At 38.6% G+C, this 14006-nt stretch carries 18 protein-coding genes; 6 read left to right on the forward strand and 12 right to left on the reverse strand.

From position 1 onward, the window contains the following. Positions 1–32: 32 nt before the first annotated feature. Genes RM529_RS09560 through RM529_RS09575 form a run of 4 tightly spaced genes read right to left on the reverse strand, consistent with a single transcriptional unit; the run spans position 33 to position 2791 of the window. Entirely contained in the window at positions 33–179 is a 147-nt protein-coding gene (locus tag RM529_RS09560) for a hypothetical protein (protein ID WP_311484573.1), read from the reverse strand. Then, positions 176–1933, reverse strand: a complete 1758-nt coding sequence (locus RM529_RS09565) for a PspC domain-containing protein (protein ID WP_311484574.1) — start codon at positions 1931–1933, stop codon at positions 176–178. Before RM529_RS09565 ends, RM529_RS09560 begins: the two co-directional genes overlap by 4 nt. Continuing rightward, a complete protein-coding gene (locus RM529_RS09570; RefSeq protein ID WP_311484575.1) occupies positions 1926–2270 on the reverse strand; it encodes a PadR family transcriptional regulator in 345 nt (114 codons plus the stop codon). The genes RM529_RS09565 and RM529_RS09570 overlap by 8 nt, the downstream gene beginning before the upstream one ends. Next, positions 2267–2791, reverse strand: a complete 525-nt coding sequence (locus tag RM529_RS09575) for a DUF4870 domain-containing protein (RefSeq protein WP_311484576.1) — start codon at positions 2789–2791, stop codon at positions 2267–2269. Before RM529_RS09575 ends, RM529_RS09570 begins: the two co-directional genes overlap by 4 nt. Positions 2792–2936: 145 nt before the next feature. On the opposite strand from RM529_RS09575, the gene RM529_RS09580 reads away from it, so the two are divergent. The 3 genes from RM529_RS09580 (at position 2937) to RM529_RS09590 (ending at position 4783) form a co-directional block, all read left to right on the forward strand. Next, positions 2937–3392 (forward strand): DUF4442 domain-containing protein, encoded by a 456-nt coding sequence (locus RM529_RS09580; RefSeq protein ID WP_311484577.1) that lies wholly within the window; start codon positions 2937–2939, stop codon positions 3390–3392. A gap of 265 nt (positions 3393–3657) precedes the next feature. Beyond that, complete coding sequence (locus RM529_RS09585; protein ID WP_311484578.1) at positions 3658–4458, forward strand: TIGR00266 family protein; 801 nt, start codon at positions 3658–3660, stop codon at positions 4456–4458. A 127-nt stretch (positions 4459–4585) separates the two neighbouring features. Then, positions 4586–4783 (forward strand): hypothetical protein, encoded by a 198-nt coding sequence (locus RM529_RS09590; protein WP_311484579.1) that lies wholly within the window; start codon positions 4586–4588, stop codon positions 4781–4783. A gap of 54 nt (positions 4784–4837) precedes the next feature. On the opposite strand, the gene RM529_RS09595 is transcribed toward RM529_RS09590, so the two are convergent. The 8 genes from RM529_RS09595 to RM529_RS09630 all read right to left on the reverse strand — a co-directional run bounded on the left by RM529_RS09595 (position 4838) and on the right by RM529_RS09630 (position 12497). Further along, complete coding sequence (locus tag RM529_RS09595; RefSeq protein WP_311484580.1) at positions 4838–5779, reverse strand: LysR family transcriptional regulator; 942 nt, start codon at positions 5777–5779, stop codon at positions 4838–4840. A 329-nt stretch (positions 5780–6108) separates the two neighbouring features. Further along, the gene (locus RM529_RS09600; protein ID WP_311484581.1) at positions 6109–6273 is read right to left on the reverse strand and encodes a hypothetical protein; all 165 of its coding nucleotides are present in this window, start codon (positions 6271–6273) and stop codon (positions 6109–6111) included. A gap of 102 nt (positions 6274–6375) precedes the next feature. Further along, positions 6376–7707, reverse strand: a complete 1332-nt coding sequence (locus tag RM529_RS09605; RefSeq protein ID WP_311484582.1) for a DUF58 domain-containing protein — start codon at positions 7705–7707, stop codon at positions 6376–6378. Further along, the gene (locus RM529_RS09610) at positions 7708–8724 is read right to left on the reverse strand and encodes an AAA family ATPase (protein ID WP_311484589.1); all 1017 of its coding nucleotides are present in this window, start codon (positions 8722–8724) and stop codon (positions 7708–7710) included. Then, positions 8714–9925: a DUF4350 domain-containing protein gene (locus RM529_RS09615; protein WP_311484583.1), complete on the reverse strand. Its 1212-nt coding sequence runs from the start codon at positions 9923–9925 to the stop codon at positions 8714–8716. Before RM529_RS09615 ends, RM529_RS09610 begins: the two co-directional genes overlap by 11 nt. Beyond that, positions 9918–10682, reverse strand: a complete 765-nt coding sequence (locus RM529_RS09620; RefSeq protein WP_311484584.1) for a DUF4129 domain-containing protein — start codon at positions 10680–10682, stop codon at positions 9918–9920. The genes RM529_RS09615 and RM529_RS09620 overlap by 8 nt, the downstream gene beginning before the upstream one ends. Beyond that, entirely contained in the window at positions 10682–11539 is an 858-nt protein-coding gene (locus tag RM529_RS09625; protein WP_311484585.1) for a hypothetical protein, read from the reverse strand. Before RM529_RS09625 ends, RM529_RS09620 begins: the two co-directional genes overlap by 1 nt. After that, entirely contained in the window at positions 11514–12497 is a 984-nt protein-coding gene (locus tag RM529_RS09630; protein WP_311484590.1) for a stage II sporulation protein M, read from the reverse strand. Before RM529_RS09630 ends, RM529_RS09625 begins: the two co-directional genes overlap by 26 nt. Positions 12498–12531: 34 nt before the next feature. Here RM529_RS09630 and RM529_RS09635 point away from each other — a divergent pair, with 34 nt between their 5' ends. The 3 genes from RM529_RS09635 to RM529_RS09645 all read left to right on the forward strand — a co-directional run bounded on the left by RM529_RS09635 (position 12532) and on the right by RM529_RS09645 (position 14003). Next, a complete protein-coding gene (locus RM529_RS09635) occupies positions 12532–13245 on the forward strand; it encodes an RDD family protein (protein WP_311484586.1) in 714 nt (237 codons plus the stop codon). Positions 13246–13338: 93 nt separating this feature from the next. Then, the gene (locus RM529_RS09640) at positions 13339–13590 is read left to right on the forward strand and encodes a DUF6364 family protein (RefSeq protein WP_311484587.1); all 252 of its coding nucleotides are present in this window, start codon (positions 13339–13341) and stop codon (positions 13588–13590) included. Next, entirely contained in the window at positions 13590–14003 is a 414-nt protein-coding gene (locus RM529_RS09645; RefSeq protein ID WP_311484588.1) for a type II toxin-antitoxin system VapC family toxin, read from the forward strand. The genes RM529_RS09640 and RM529_RS09645 overlap by 1 nt, the downstream gene beginning before the upstream one ends. Positions 14004–14006: the final 3 nt, after the last annotated feature.

Consider the following 14006-nt stretch of genomic DNA (forward strand, 5'->3'; position numbering starts at 1 on the left):
GGATTTTCTTTTTTAAGACTGATTTTTCAGAATTATTCTTCGATACAAACTTCCGCTGTTTTTTGCTGAAGCTGAATTGTGCAGTTTTCCTCAGCCTTATTTTCCGAAGTTTCTTCCGTGGGTACTTCCATAATAACAGACATTACTAAACTTACTAACAAGCTGATTAAAGTGCTCATGATTGGCTGGTTTTGGCGGTTTCTGCTGTGGTTGTATCAGTATCAGGACTTTCATTACTTCCAGGTTCTTCAGTGGAATTGCGATTACTTCCGCCGGAATTATAATCGCCTTCCTCGTCCCACTGGTCCTCGCTTTCCCATTCGTCATCTGTATAAGGATCTTCTTCATTTTCATCTTCAAAATCCATTTCCACAGGGCAATCGTTACAAATTGTTCCGTTTTCGATCACTTCAAGGTAACGCTCCTGGTCGCCACGCCTGTAGATATTTTCACTGTTATACCTGCTGATAAAAGGAGCCACATTCCTTTCTACATAAAGCGTAGTGCCCTGGGGAAGGTATAAGGTAAGCCTAACTTCCTGATCCCTGTACTTATATTTTAAATCTGAAGACAGATGACTGTCGAGTTGCAGTTCATTATCCACGAGATTAGCTTCATATTGTATGCTACGTGCTCTTTCGTTGGCGTCTTTAAAATCCCTTCCTTCCGCAGCTTTTACGATCTCCATGCTGGCAAAGGAATCCCTTGTAGATTTAATCGTTATCCAAATCCGGTCTGAAAACATCAATTTATTGTTGTTTTCATCATGTCTTATTTTAAAAGCATCGCCACGGTAGAAACTTGTGGAAAAACTATTATCATTCTGCATTTTCAGGAATAGCGTATCCTGAGAAGAAATATTCAGTGGCCTGGTTATTACAGTTTCTCCATCAAAAGCTGTATTTGTTGCCTGTTGAACTCCAATAATAAATATTCCGATGAAAGAAAGTATCCACACCCCCAATAGTACTAATTTAGCAGTAGTTCCAATCGATTTGAGGTTATTTACGAGGATTTTTAATCCGAGCACGAAAAGGAAGAAGAACGGAATGCCGACAAGGAAGAAAGCTAGCAGGGAAATAAGCCAGAGCGGACCGCCGCTTACGGCCATTTCTACATAATCTGTCCAGGGTGCTTCAATAATACCGAAGACACCAACGGTAAACAAGGCAATAAATAACCCGATTAACATTGATCCTGAAAGTAGTAATAGCAATATTCCAATGAATTTCACGAAGATGGTCAACACCATTAAAATGGCATTTCCCAGAGCCGATCCTGCAGAACTGGCTCCAGACCGTGCTCTTTTTCCGTATTTTTCATAATCTACATCTTTTACTTTGCCGGCCACATTATCGAAACCCTCCCGAATCTTTTTTTCGATATTGCTAATGGTCACTTCTTCACCTTTCATGGCAAGCCTGTCTGCTGTTGTTTTCGCTTCGGGCACAAAAATCCAGAATGCTATATATATCAGGATAAAAGCACCGCTGGTAAGAAATGTGAGGAGCACCCATAACAATCGTACCCAAACTGCATCGATTTCCAGGTAATGACCAAGTCCAGAAGAAACGCCGCTCAAATAGCTATTCAAAGGATCACGAAAAAGTTTTCTTCCGGTAGTTTTCCCTGTGCTTTCGTAAACAGGTTCATCTTCGAAAATTTCTTCGTCGACCATATAATCTTCAGGCTGGCCCATGATTAGGATCACCTCTTCCACTTCTTTAATACCGATAACTTGTCTCTTGTCCTTTATTTTTTCATTGAACAGTTCAGCAATACGGGCCTCAATGTCTGCTATTATTTCCTCACTTCCCTGGGTATGGGCAAAGGAACGTTTAATGGCATCCAGATAGTGCTGTAATTTGGCGTAAGCATCTTCATCTATATGAAAGAAAATACCGGCGAGATTTATATTGACTGTTTTATTCATGATCTTTATTTTTTTGAGTGGTTACAATAGTCACAGCAGTTTGCAATTCGTCCCACGTGGTGGTGAGTTCTTGAAGGAAAAGTTTTCCCGTGTCTGTAAGTCCGTAGTACTTACGGGGTGGTCCGCTGCTGGATTCTTCCCAACGGTAGGAAAGGAGTCCGGCGTTTTTGAGCCTGGTAAGTAAAGGGTAGATGGTGCCTTCCACTACCAGCAATTTCGCGTCTTTTAAGGTCTCGAGAATTTCTGCCACATATGCATCTTCATCCCGAAGGACAGAGAGAATGCAGTACTCCAGCACACCTTTTCGCATTTGTGCCTTGGTATTTTCAATCTTCATAATGTCTGATTTTCTTTGTTGTTGTTAAACTGTCCATTTTTTGATTGATGATTAGTTTTGTTAGTACGTATGAAATTGATGCATAATGGGTAGTTATATAGTTCTCCCTCATTCGCTTTAATACTGGCGCTTATCACCGCGAAAATTTCAAGAATAAAAAGAGCAAGAAGAAGAGAACCGAAAACGGCTACGAAAATAATGGCAGACATGGCTCCTTGTAGATCGTCTATAGCAAATTCAGGAAATGTATGTAGGGAAATTTGGTGATCCAGATAGATTGCACTACAAACAATCCCTGCTAATCCCAATAGTACGAGTAAAACGCTATAGAGGAAAATACTTATCTGGAAATTGAGCGCATTTTTGCCATGATGATCTACAAATCCATCTTCTTCTTTTCTGAAGATCCACAGAAGGAGTGGAAAGAAGAAGTTGCCTAATGGAAAAATGAATTTGGTAAAAACCGACAGATGGATAAGTGTTGCCAGGTTTTTATCGCGAGTGATGATTGATGAGTTCATTGCCTATTAATTTCTTATGCAAATATATGTACAAAGGATAGTAATTTGCAAAGCATAGTACCTAAATTTAACTTAAATTTAAGAATTAGCTCTCATATCTGAATCGTTTATTTTAGATACATTGTAAGGACAAAATTCAATACGTATGAAAATGACTCCTGCAAAACTTAATTCCTTTTTAATGCTAAAGTTGCCCAGTGCGTGGTTTTGCGGGGTAAGAGTTGAACATATAGATGACAGGAATTGCAAAGTGGGGGTGAAGCACAGGTGGATCAATCAAAATCCGTTTAAATCTATGTATTTCGCCGTACAGGCTATGGCTGCTGAGTTAAGCACGGGAGCTCTGGTGATGTCCAAAATTCAGCAGGAAAATAAGAAGATTTCTATGCTGGTAGCACAGAATAAATCTACTTTTTCCAAAAAAGCAACTGGAAAAATTACCTTTACCAGTGAGGATGGTGACAAAATTACCGAGGCTATAAGAAGAACCCTAACCAGCGGAGAAGGGGAAACGTTTTGGATGAAAAGTGTGGGACGTAATGAGGATGGAGTTGAAGTTTCCGAATTTGATTTTGAATGGACGGTGAGAGTGAAGAATTAGTTAATTTGAAAATTTGAAAATGTGCCGATTTGAAGATGAAAAGAGTGAAGCAGTGAAAGAGTGAAGCAGTGACAAGTTTTAAGCGAAAAGCTGTTGAAAATTTGAAGACTTGAAGATGTGTTAGTTTGCAAATAGTAAAATAAGAACTACAAAAAGAGTGAACCCGTGAAATTTTAAAATCCGGATTTAAGGAGTTATTCTGCGAAAAGGAACAGACAACGTGAATTTTTTCAACTTTAAACATTGAACCTTAAACATTTAAACAATGAATGCACATGAAATAGATTACCAGATTTTTGGAGAGGAAATGCAGTATGTAGAGCTGGAACTGGACCCGCAAGAGGCGGTAATTGCTGAAGCCGGAAATTTTATGATGATGGACAATGGAATCCAAATGAATACCATCTTTGGAGACGGTTCTGCCAAAGATGAAGGATTTCTTGGAAAAATATTGGGAGCCGGGAAAAGGCTTTTAACCGGGGAAAGCCTTTTTATGACTATTTTTTCTAATGAAGTTCAGGGAAAGAAGAAGATAAGTTTTGCATCTCCCTATCCTGGTAAAATTATACCAATAGACCTCACGAGGTTTAACGGAAAATTTATTTGTCAGAAAGATGCATTTCTATGTGCAGCGAAAGGCGTTTCCATTGGAATTGAATTCAGTAAAAAATTTGGCCGTGGTTTTTTTGGTGGGGAAGGTTTCATTATGCAAAAAGTAGAAGGCGACGGGATGGCATTTGTCCACGCTGGTGGTACTATGGCAAGAAAAGAATTGCAACCTGGTGAGAAATTGAAAGTAGACACTGGCTGTATAATAGGTTTCACACAAGATATTGATTATGATATAGAATTTGTAGGTGGTATCAAGAATACTTTTTTTGGTGGTGAAGGTTTGTTTTTTGCCACCCTTACCGGTCCTGGGACGGTATATGTCCAGTCTCTACCTTTTAGCCGGTTAGCAAATCGCGTACTGCAGGCTGCCCCGCAAGGTGGAGGCAACGATAAAGGCGAAGGCAGTATATTAGGCGGATTGGGGGATGTGATTGGAGGGGACCGAAGATTCTAGCCAACTAAATCGTTTGCGTGTGACGAAATTTCAAATTTTTTATTTATATTTAAAAAATGATTAAGCTAAGCCTATAGAAACATATCTACTTTTTTTAATTATTTTCTAACTAAACCAGTATCAAATTATGGCGAGAGCGATGTTTGAATACACCAAAACAATACTTGATAAAGTAAGTTTTGATGCTACGTTGTTCTGTAAGGAAGTTAATAAAGCGATGGACAGATTGTTGCCTCATGAAATTGAGGAACTAAAACCCTGGATTATCTCTTTGACCCGGCAGAACCCTAAATTGAATAATTGTTTAATTTATTTAAATCCATAGAAAAAAGCGGCCTTTGAGCCGCTTTTTCTTTTACTGTTTTACTTTATTTCGAAACTATTTTTTGTTTAGCGGACTAATGATCTGCACATTTTGATAGGCAATTGCTCCTTTCACAACACCGGCAATGGTGCTGCGCATGGCCTCGATTATTTGCATTTTTAACTCACTGCGATTGTAGATAAGGCTTACTTCACGGGCAGGCACAGGATCTTCGAACATTTTTAAATGTTGTTTTTCAGATTCTTTTACTTCCAGGGTGTGAAGGTAGGGTAGAAGCGTCATCCCCAGTCCTTCATTTGCCAGCCTTATCAAGGTCTCGAAGCTACCGCTTTCCAACTGAAAATGATCCTCATTAAATCCGCGGGAAACTTTGCAAAGATTAATAATTCCGTCTTTAAAACAGTGTCCGTCCTGAAGTAAGAGTATATCATCAAGATCCAAATCATTTACCGCGAGTTTGTCTTTCTTATTCAGGCGGTGTGACGGCGGAATGTACCCTACAAAAGGTTCATAGTAAAGCACGTTTTCTTTAATTCCTTCCTGCTCAAGGGGCGTAGCGGCAATAGCGGCATCAAGATGACCTTCCTTTAATTTTTCAATAATTGCCTCGGTATTAAGCTCTTCAATTTTTAGTTTAACCTTTGGATATTTCTTAATAAAGTTATTGATAAAAAGCGGTAGCAGCGTAGGCATTACGGTTGGGATTATTCCCAGTTTAAAAACGCCTCCAATATATCCTTTTTGCTGGTCTACAATATCTTTAATCCTGTCGCTTTCATTTACAATATTGCGCGCCTGGTGTACAATTTTTCTACCGGTTTCTGTCAGTTGAATAGGCTTCTTACTCCTGTCAAAAATCTGCACATCCAGTTCTTCCTCGAGTTTCTGAATTTGCATACTTAAAGTAGGCTGCGTTACAAACACCTTTTGAGCGGCTTTTGTAAAGTTTTTATGTTCGGCTACAGCCAAAACATAATGAAGCTGAGTGATCGTCATAAATAGTGAAATTAAATACAATACAAATGTATTGGTTTTTTCTATTGCCTATATAGAAAAATATAGCTTTATCTATTTGGAAGATTTGGTGATTTGCAAGTGTACCGATTTGACAACTTGAAAATTTGCTAATTGGAAAATTGATTTTGGAGGTTGAAGCTAGCCTGGAGAAAAGTTATATCTCAAAAATGGCAATTATTGGCTTCAATTTTACTTTTTAAAGTGCTGGTTTACTGTAAGAGTGGCTTTTCGTGGATTTATTTTGAGGAGATTCTTTGCTTCATTATATATTTTCTTCTGAAGAAAAAGAGATGTGCTGAAAATGGCAATTATTGGTCTTCTAATTCGTGGGTGACCCAGGCGAACAGAATGTGATTCCCTATAATGTCACATTGGTTTTCTTTCAGCTCTACTTGAGACGGTTCTGCTTCTCGAAGTTCTGAATTTGCCACGTTGAAGAACAGGATTGTTGAAAATACTGCTAAAATTTTCATAGTTGCTGGTTTTAAAATTACACCTCAAATATATTCTGAAGCATATTTAACAACTCAAAAGTTTTGCTGAACCGTGGAATTTTAATCCTGAATTGTAATTTGCTAGAGGATTCCGCGGGCTTTAATTTCCAGGTATTTATTGATGGTGTTGATGCTAAGATCTTCCGGTTTGGTGAGAATGGTCTGGATCCCGTTGCGCTGCAATTCCTTAGCCATTTTAATTTTATCATAAGAAAACTGCTCTGCTATGGTTTGATGTGCACTGGAAGCAACAGAATCGGCATCTGTTTCTATAAGTTTTTGCACTTCGGTATTTTCAAAGAAGATTACAACCAGCACGTGCTTTCTTGCCAGCGCTTTTAGGTACGGAAGCTGACGTTTGAGCCCGGAAGGATGTTCAAAATTAGTGTAGAGCATCAGCAGGCTACGCTGATTGATATGTTTTTTAACACGGGAATAAAGCAGGCTGTAATCGGGATCACGAAAGCCGGTTTTTACGTTGTACAATGTTTCCAGAATACGGTTGAGCTGGGTGAATTTTGAACTGGCACCTAGAAGGTATTCGAGTTCATTGGAAAAACTCAGGAAGCCTACTTTGTCCTTTTTCTTAAGTGCAACATTCGAAAATGCCAATGCGCTGTTAATCGCATAATCCAGTAAACTCAGTCCGTTAAACGGCATTTTCATAACACGGCCGGTATCAATAACCGAATAAACCGGCTGGGCTTTCTGATCCTGAAACTGGTTGACCATTAAATTTCCCTGCTTCGCTGTTGCTTTCCAGTTTATTGTGCGTACATCATCACCCGTTACGTATTCTTTGATTTGTTCAAACTCCATAGTGTGGCCAATCCTTCGGATTTTCTTAAGGCCGGGTTGGGAAATCTTATTATCAATAGCCAGGAAATCCAATTTCTTCATCTGAATAAAAGAAGGGTAAACCTTTACCATCTGATCTTCATCAAACACCTGCCGTTTTTTGGCAAGCCTTAATTTGGTAGTGGCGTAAAGGTTTAATTTTCCGAAGATATATTCGCCACGATGCACGGGCCGCACGAGATATTCGAATGTGTGCTTTCCTTTGGCAGGAATAGTAAAAATTTTAAGGAAATCCCTTTTCTGAAATTGTACAGGAAGTTCGTCTATTACTTCGCATCGAATCTGGAAATTGTATTTGTTCCGGATTTCCACTTTTACCGCATTTTCATCAGAATTAGAGAATTTTTCAGAGAGAATTCTCGTTGCGTTAAGTCCGGTGTTTTTAAAAAGAGTTACTATATCCAGTATTACAAAGAGCACTAGCACAACCACAAAAAGCCAGGCGACTGTATAGATAACTTCAAACCAATACGAAAACAGAAAGATCACGGCAATTGTGAAAAGCGCCACAAAAACCCGTTGTGTAAAATATAAAGATTTGAAGAATTTTATCACCTATCGTGGTATTTCAACAGATTGTGTAATCATTTCCAGGACATTTTTAGTCGTCATTCCTTCCATTTCACGATCTGGAGAAAGAATAATTCTGTGTCCCAAGACTGGATTCAGAGCGCGTTTTATATCTTCAGGAATCACAAAGTCCCTTCCGTTAATAGCGGCAAAAGCTTTGGAAGCATTCATTACTGCAATAGATGCTCTTGGAGAAGCACCAAGGTAAAGATGAGGATGCTGTCGTGTTTTTCCAACAAGTTGGGCGATGTAATTCAGCAATTTTTCTTCAACCAAAATCTCATGAATTTGCTCCTTAAGTTCATTAAGTTTTTCGGGATGTAGCACAGGTTCGATATTAGCTTCAGGAAGTTTACCTTTGCGTTCATGGTGGGATTGAAGAATCTTAACTTCATCTTCTGTTGAAGGATAGCCTACGTCAATCTTAAATAGAAATCTGTCCAGTTGCGCTTCCGGAAGGGCATAGGTTCCTTCCTGCTCGATAGGGTTTTGTGTGGCAAGCACCATAAAAGGAGCTTCCATGTTGTGTTGCTTCCCGTCTATTGTGATTTGCCGTTCTTCCATGACTTCAAAAAGTGCAGCCTGGGTTTTTGCAGGAGCACGGTTAATTTCATCAATAAGAACAACATTTGAGAAAATAGGACCCGGTTTAAATTCAAATTCTGAAGTTTTCATGTTGAGAACTGAAGTTCCTAATACATCACTAGGCATAAGGTCCGGAGTAAATTGAATTCTGCTAAATCCGGTTTCCAGGCTTTTTGCAAACAGCTTGGCGGTCACTGTTTTTGCAACTCCGGGAACTCCTTCTATAAGCACATGCCCATTGGCCAGAAGGCCTACAATAAGAAGCTCTACAAATTCATCCTGACCCACAATTACTTTTGCCAGCTGTTCTTTCAGTTTTTCTACAGAATTTTTTAGATCCTCCAGAGGCACCCGATTGTTAAAGTTTAGCTCTTCTCTTTGATCACCTTCATTAGGTTGTATTTCTTCACTTTCCATCTTTTGTATCTTTAAACTCATTGATTTTACGGCTTAACTTCAGAAATTCTTCTTTAGAAATCTGTGCTTTGCTTTTAATGCTATTGATTGTGTTAAATAAATTTTTCGCTTCTTCAGGCTCTTTTCCTGCCCGGGAAGAGAGATCCAGATAAAATTGTTCATTTATTTCCTGAGTAGGAAGACGGTAGTTTATCCGAATATACTCCAGGAACAATTCTATTTTTTTTGAGGCAAGTTCTTTATAACGCTTCTGTTCCAGGTACAAATCTGCAATGGTCTGGGTGTATTCGTACGTCTGATTTTTTTGTGGTGCCACTACGGGAATAGGACGTTGCTTTCTTTTACCTTCAAAAATTATAAAAAGCACTCCCCCAATGATCACAAAATAATATGCCCACTTTAGAGATCGGCTGTTTAGCAGGATGTAAAGTGGTGAGGAATAAAATGTCTTGCCAGATTTATAGTAACTGTCCCATAAAATTCGGCCATTTTCGTCCATATAAGCCAGGACTTTTTCAGCATATTCGTAGTTGTTTTCAGAAAGCAAAAAATAATTGCTGAAAGCTTGCGGATTGGTATGTAACAGCAATTCACCATTTCCAAAGGGAACTTTTATAAAATTAATTTGTTCTTTAGAAGTTGATCCATCTTCAAGATTTGCAACGCCAAGAACTGTGTGCCGCGCAGTATCTATTTTACTGAAGAAAATTGCTTCAATATCATGGTCGAGTTTGTAGGGTTCCGCACTCTTAAGCTCTGGGTTCACCAGGTTAAACTGAGGATGTGAAGTGAAATCTTTGTTACTAATAAATTCATTTATTTCCAGATCCAGCGTATCCAGAAGATTCATGCTAAGATAATCTGCAGCAATAAATGCAGAATTTCCTTTTTCTATCCACTCCAAAAGGTTGTTAAGTTCGTCATCATCAAAAGCTATGTAATGGTTCAGGAAAAAATAGGTGCCGTTGGGAAGGCTGTCCTGCATAAAAAACTCGTAAGGCGGAATTTTTATTTCTTCAATATCGGCAGCACTATTGGTTTTCCAGCTCTCGAAAAACACAAAGCTCCCTAATGGAACCTTGTCTTTGGCCACATAGCTGGGAGACCAGTTTACCGGCTCCGGCTCGCTGGCTTCCAGGTAAGCGAGGGCGAGTACCAGCAACAGGAAAAGGGCAAATGTTATTTTAAAAGTCTTATTCATTTGCTGAATTTTCAAGTACCGAATTCATCTGAAGAAATCCTTTTTCAGCTAAACGAAAATCTGTTTCTGAAACCTTAAAGTCGCCGTACCAGATAAAATCATACAGTCTTGTGATCTTCCTGAATTGTTGCTTTATGGCTTCTTTCCGGATTTCTCCGGAATAATCCTCGTTTGTCTTCTGAAATTGATAGGCTATAATACCGGTTTCATCCAAACGTTTTAGGTTTAGAAGGTAATAATAACGAATAGCCAGCCGGTACTGTTTATTGGTAATTGCTTCTTCTATTAACTGGCTTATATCTTTAGACTGAATTATTTCTTCTTCCTCACTGAGGAAAACGCCAGGTTCTGCCGGCGATTCGAGCAGCGAACTTCCCGGATCCAGCCTGGTAATTAGCCAGAAAACGAAACCAAGAACAAGCACAAGGATAAAATAGGGAATAATGGTTATGATGAACTGAATAAAACCTCCCGGGGTGTATTCTCCAAATAGCCATTCTATAAACTGCTCGTACTTTAGATTGATATAGCGCTTAAAACGCGTCCACCACGAATCTTTTTCAATACGGCCCAGGTAATCAAATTCCTGCTGGCTTTTGTAGGTTTCAATTTCAGTTTTGCTGAAGGAAACCGGATTAAGATCTTCAGCGCGATCGTACTTTATTTCAGCAATGGAATCTGTGGTGCCTTCAGCTTGTGGAAAAACATTTCCGAAGCATAAAAAGCACAGTGAAATTGCTAAAATAAATCTGTTCATTAGTCTTTTCCGAGGTTTTCTATAGATTCAAAGGTTCCCGTAAAATTCTGTTTTTCATTTAAATGAAAATAGACCAGGGAGATCCCCAAAGGCATAATTGCGTACAATATATATTGAATTAGAGATGCAATTATAGAGAGTGTGATATAAACCCAATCGAACATCCCGCTCATATCTGCTGCCGAACCTTCCTCCATCACGGTAAAAGCTTTTATGATGGTGTAGATCAATAACGGAATTTGAAAAATAAAGCTGATAAGATAAATTATCATCCCAATTACTAAAAGCGTAAAAAAAGTCATCCACCAGTTGTCCTTTATCAGTTGAAAAGAATCTGATATACTGTCCATGATACTGCTTCTTCTAAACACAAGAATTGCGGCACTCATAGTTAAAGGCACAGTGAGGTAAATACCGGGAATAATAATGAGGAAAGTTCCCGCCAGGATGAGCACCCAAGAGATTAAAGTTAGCCCGAGCAATTTCCCAAAATCTTCCTTTAGTCCCTGTCCAACTTCTGAAACATGAACATTACCGTTATTATTGATGTAAGAATTAACAAGGTGAAAAACTGTTCCGTTTAGTGCGGCCGTATAGATTAGAACAGCGATAAGCATGAGGATGAAAGATAATATAAACTCCCCGCCGGTAAGGGCCCCTGTGGCAAAAACGGGGCTACCTATAGTAGAGTAGGTGTAGTAGCTTAACGCGGCTATTAAAAGGACAAAAGCCGGCGAAACAAACTTTATGAACACGCTAAAAAGAATTTTGTAATTCTCCCGAAGAAACTTAAAAAGGACACTTAGAATCTCTCCCAGTTCCCTTTGTTTTTTAAACCTGATATAGTCTGGATTCATTTTTTAATTTTTGATTATGTAGATAAATTGGATAAAAGACGTAATAAAATAGGATTAGAGCCAAAGAAAGCGAAATAATTGTGATTGCCAGCCAATCTGGCATTTGAGTTAACCTTGTGACAAAACCTTCAAGAAAACCGGCAATTATAAAGAAAGGAATGGTGCTGATAATAATCTTTAATCCATCTTTTACACCTGAAGTAAAGGATCTTAACCTGGAATAAGTTCCCGGAAACAAGATGCTTTTTCCTACTACCAAACCGGCGCATCCGGCAACAATAATTACCGAAATTTCTATAGTACCATGAATCCAGATGGTTCGTGCCGATTCCCAGAGTAGTCCCTGCTCATAGAAGAAATACTGAAAAGATCCCAGCATTACAGCGTTTTGCATTAGAATAAAAGCAGTACCCAAACCGGCGAGGATCCCAAGGGTGAAGGCAAAAAGGCCTACCCTTATATTGTTGATGGTAATACCCAGGAACATATCGGTTTCTGATGCTTTTTTATACACTGCCATGGGATCATTATTCGCAATATTTTCCAGGGTCATATTTACATAGGCATCACCAAGGATGCTGCGTACAAAGGAGCCATCACTGGCTGCAGAAAATGCACCTACCACACAAAATAGAGCAAAGATTAGAAAACTAAGCAGTAATTGTTTTTGATGATGATAAAAGAAAAGCGGGAACTCTTCAGTAAAAAATGTTACAAACCGATTGCGGGATTCTTTTCTGTTCCTGTACACCTTTTGATGTGCCGCAGAAGCGAGTCCGTTAAGATAGACCGTGGTGTTACTTTTAGCGTAAAACGTCTGCGCATAGCTCAAATCATCACTTACCTCTACATAGACGGCCGACAATTCCTCTGGAGGAATGGACGTTTTATTTTGAAGGAGGCTTTCAAACTTTAACCATTTATCCTTATTTTGCCTCACAAAAGCGGCCTCGCGCATAGTTTCCCAATTAGAACTCAAAGAAACAGATTAAATGGATAATTTTCAAATAGAAACTGCTCAAAATATCAGCATTCGTCAGAACGTGGCCGGTATTGGAGAACGCATTGTTGCTTATGTTGTGGATAGCTTTATCCTTATTCTTTACGCCATCATTACCGGGCTTATTATTTCGGGAACAGATCTTGACCGGGGAGGTACCTGGATGTATTACCTCGTGCTGGGTTTGCCAGTTTTTCTATATTATCTTTTGTGGGAAACGTTCTGGAATGGACAAACTCCCGGTAAAGCTGCAATGCAGCTAAGAGTGGTAAAAGAAGATGGTTCGCGGCCGGTTTTTTCGAATTATCTTATAAGATGGCTTCTTCGGTTTATCGACATTACCTTAACCAGCGGCTCTGTAGCTGTGGTAATGATTTTATTGAACGGAAAAGGACAGCGACTTGGTGACCTGGCGGCAAAGACTACTGTTATTTCTGAAAAGCGCCGGGTAGGAATAGAAAATACACTCGCCGTTGATTTGCCGGAAAATTATACTCCTAAATATTCACAAGTAACGGTTTTAAACGATTCAGATATACAGGAAATAAAAGAGATTTACAGAAAGGCCAGGATCAACGGAAACCATAATGTTATCATTTCCCTGGCTGCAAAAGTTGCAAAACTACTGGATGTAGAGTATCAGGAACGGCCTATGGATTTTTTAAGCAGTGTTATTTCCGATTATAATTATTTTTCACAGCAGTAAGAACCTTCAGGATTTATTTGAGACGTATTAATATTTTTGCAATAACACGTGTAAAGGAATTTTGTATATTAGAATGAAATAAGATGATACGCGATGAATACCAAACTTACCCTGACAATTGAAAAAGAAGTTATAAATCGGGCAAAAGAATATGCGAAAGAGAAGAACCGTAGTCTTTCTGATATTATTGAAAACTATTTAAAGGCTTTAACAACAGAAGAGCAGAAAAAGGAAGAGAGAAAATTAAATCCTGTTGTAAAATCTTTAAGGGGTTCCTTTAAAGCTCCCAAGAAGTTGAATTACAAAAAAGAATTGAGAGACCGTCTGGAAGATAAATATCTCTAATGAAAAATGTTCTTATTGATACTGATGTATTATTGGATTTTTTCTTTGACAGAGCTCCTTTTGCAGATTTTGCTGCAGGCGTCCTGAATTTATGTGAAGAAAATAAAATAAAGGGATCTGTAACTCCCGTGATTATTTGTAATACTTATTATCTTCTAAGGAAAACCGCAAGACACGATCTGGTAATTGAAACATTAAAACGCCTTTTAACAGTCATTGAGGTATTAGAAATGGATGAAGAAATAGTTATAAATTCTTTAAACTCTGATTTTAGAGACTTTGAAGATGCATTACAAAATTTTTCAGCTGTTAAAAATGGAAAAATTGATATAGTTCTTACGAGGAATATCAGGGATTATAAAAAAAGCGAATTAGCTGTAATGACACCTGAAACCTATCTAGTCGACCCTTAGAAA

Source organism: Autumnicola edwardsiae (assembly GCF_031846505.1).
GTDB lineage: Bacteria > Bacteroidota > Bacteroidia > Flavobacteriales > Flavobacteriaceae > Autumnicola > Autumnicola edwardsiae.

Bases quoted from the DNA above. Each gene is read 5' to 3' on its own strand.
- RM529_RS09560 (WP_311484573.1), bottom strand. From the start codon at position 179: ATGAGCACTTTAATCAGCTTGTTAGTAAGTTTAGTAATGTCTGTTATT.
- RM529_RS09565 (WP_311484574.1), bottom strand. From the start codon at position 1,933: ATGAATAAAACAGTCAATATAAATCTCGCCGGTATTTTCTTTCATATA.
- RM529_RS09570 (WP_311484575.1), bottom strand. From the start codon at position 2,270: ATGAAGATTGAAAATACCAAGGCACAAATGCGAAAAGGTGTGCTGGAG.
- RM529_RS09575 (WP_311484576.1), bottom strand. From the start codon at position 2,791: ATGAACTCATCAATCATCACTCGCGATAAAAACCTGGCAACACTTATC.
- RM529_RS09580 (WP_311484577.1), top strand. From the start codon at position 2,937: ATGAAAATGACTCCTGCAAAACTTAATTCCTTTTTAATGCTAAAGTTG.
- RM529_RS09585 (WP_311484578.1), top strand. From the start codon at position 3,658: ATGAATGCACATGAAATAGATTACCAGATTTTTGGAGAGGAAATGCAG.
- RM529_RS09590 (WP_311484579.1), top strand. From the start codon at position 4,586: ATGGCGAGAGCGATGTTTGAATACACCAAAACAATACTTGATAAAGTA.
- RM529_RS09595 (WP_311484580.1), bottom strand. From the start codon at position 5,779: ATGACGATCACTCAGCTTCATTATGTTTTGGCTGTAGCCGAACATAAA.
- RM529_RS09600 (WP_311484581.1), bottom strand. From the start codon at position 6,273: ATGAAAATTTTAGCAGTATTTTCAACAATCCTGTTCTTCAACGTGGCA.
- RM529_RS09610 (WP_311484589.1), bottom strand. From the start codon at position 8,724: ATGGAAAGTGAAGAAATACAACCTAATGAAGGTGATCAAAGAGAAGAG.
- RM529_RS09615 (WP_311484583.1), bottom strand. From the start codon at position 9,925: ATGAATAAGACTTTTAAAATAACATTTGCCCTTTTCCTGTTGCTGGTA.
- RM529_RS09620 (WP_311484584.1), bottom strand. From the start codon at position 10,682: ATGAACAGATTTATTTTAGCAATTTCACTGTGCTTTTTATGCTTCGGA.
- RM529_RS09625 (WP_311484585.1), bottom strand. From the start codon at position 11,539: ATGAATCCAGACTATATCAGGTTTAAAAAACAAAGGGAACTGGGAGAG.
- RM529_RS09630 (WP_311484590.1), bottom strand. From the start codon at position 12,497: ATGCGCGAGGCCGCTTTTGTGAGGCAAAATAAGGATAAATGGTTAAAG.
- RM529_RS09635 (WP_311484586.1), top strand. From the start codon at position 12,532: ATGGATAATTTTCAAATAGAAACTGCTCAAAATATCAGCATTCGTCAG.
- RM529_RS09640 (WP_311484587.1), top strand. From the start codon at position 13,339: ATGAATACCAAACTTACCCTGACAATTGAAAAAGAAGTTATAAATCGG.
- RM529_RS09645 (WP_311484588.1), top strand. From the start codon at position 13,590: ATGAAAAATGTTCTTATTGATACTGATGTATTATTGGATTTTTTCTTT.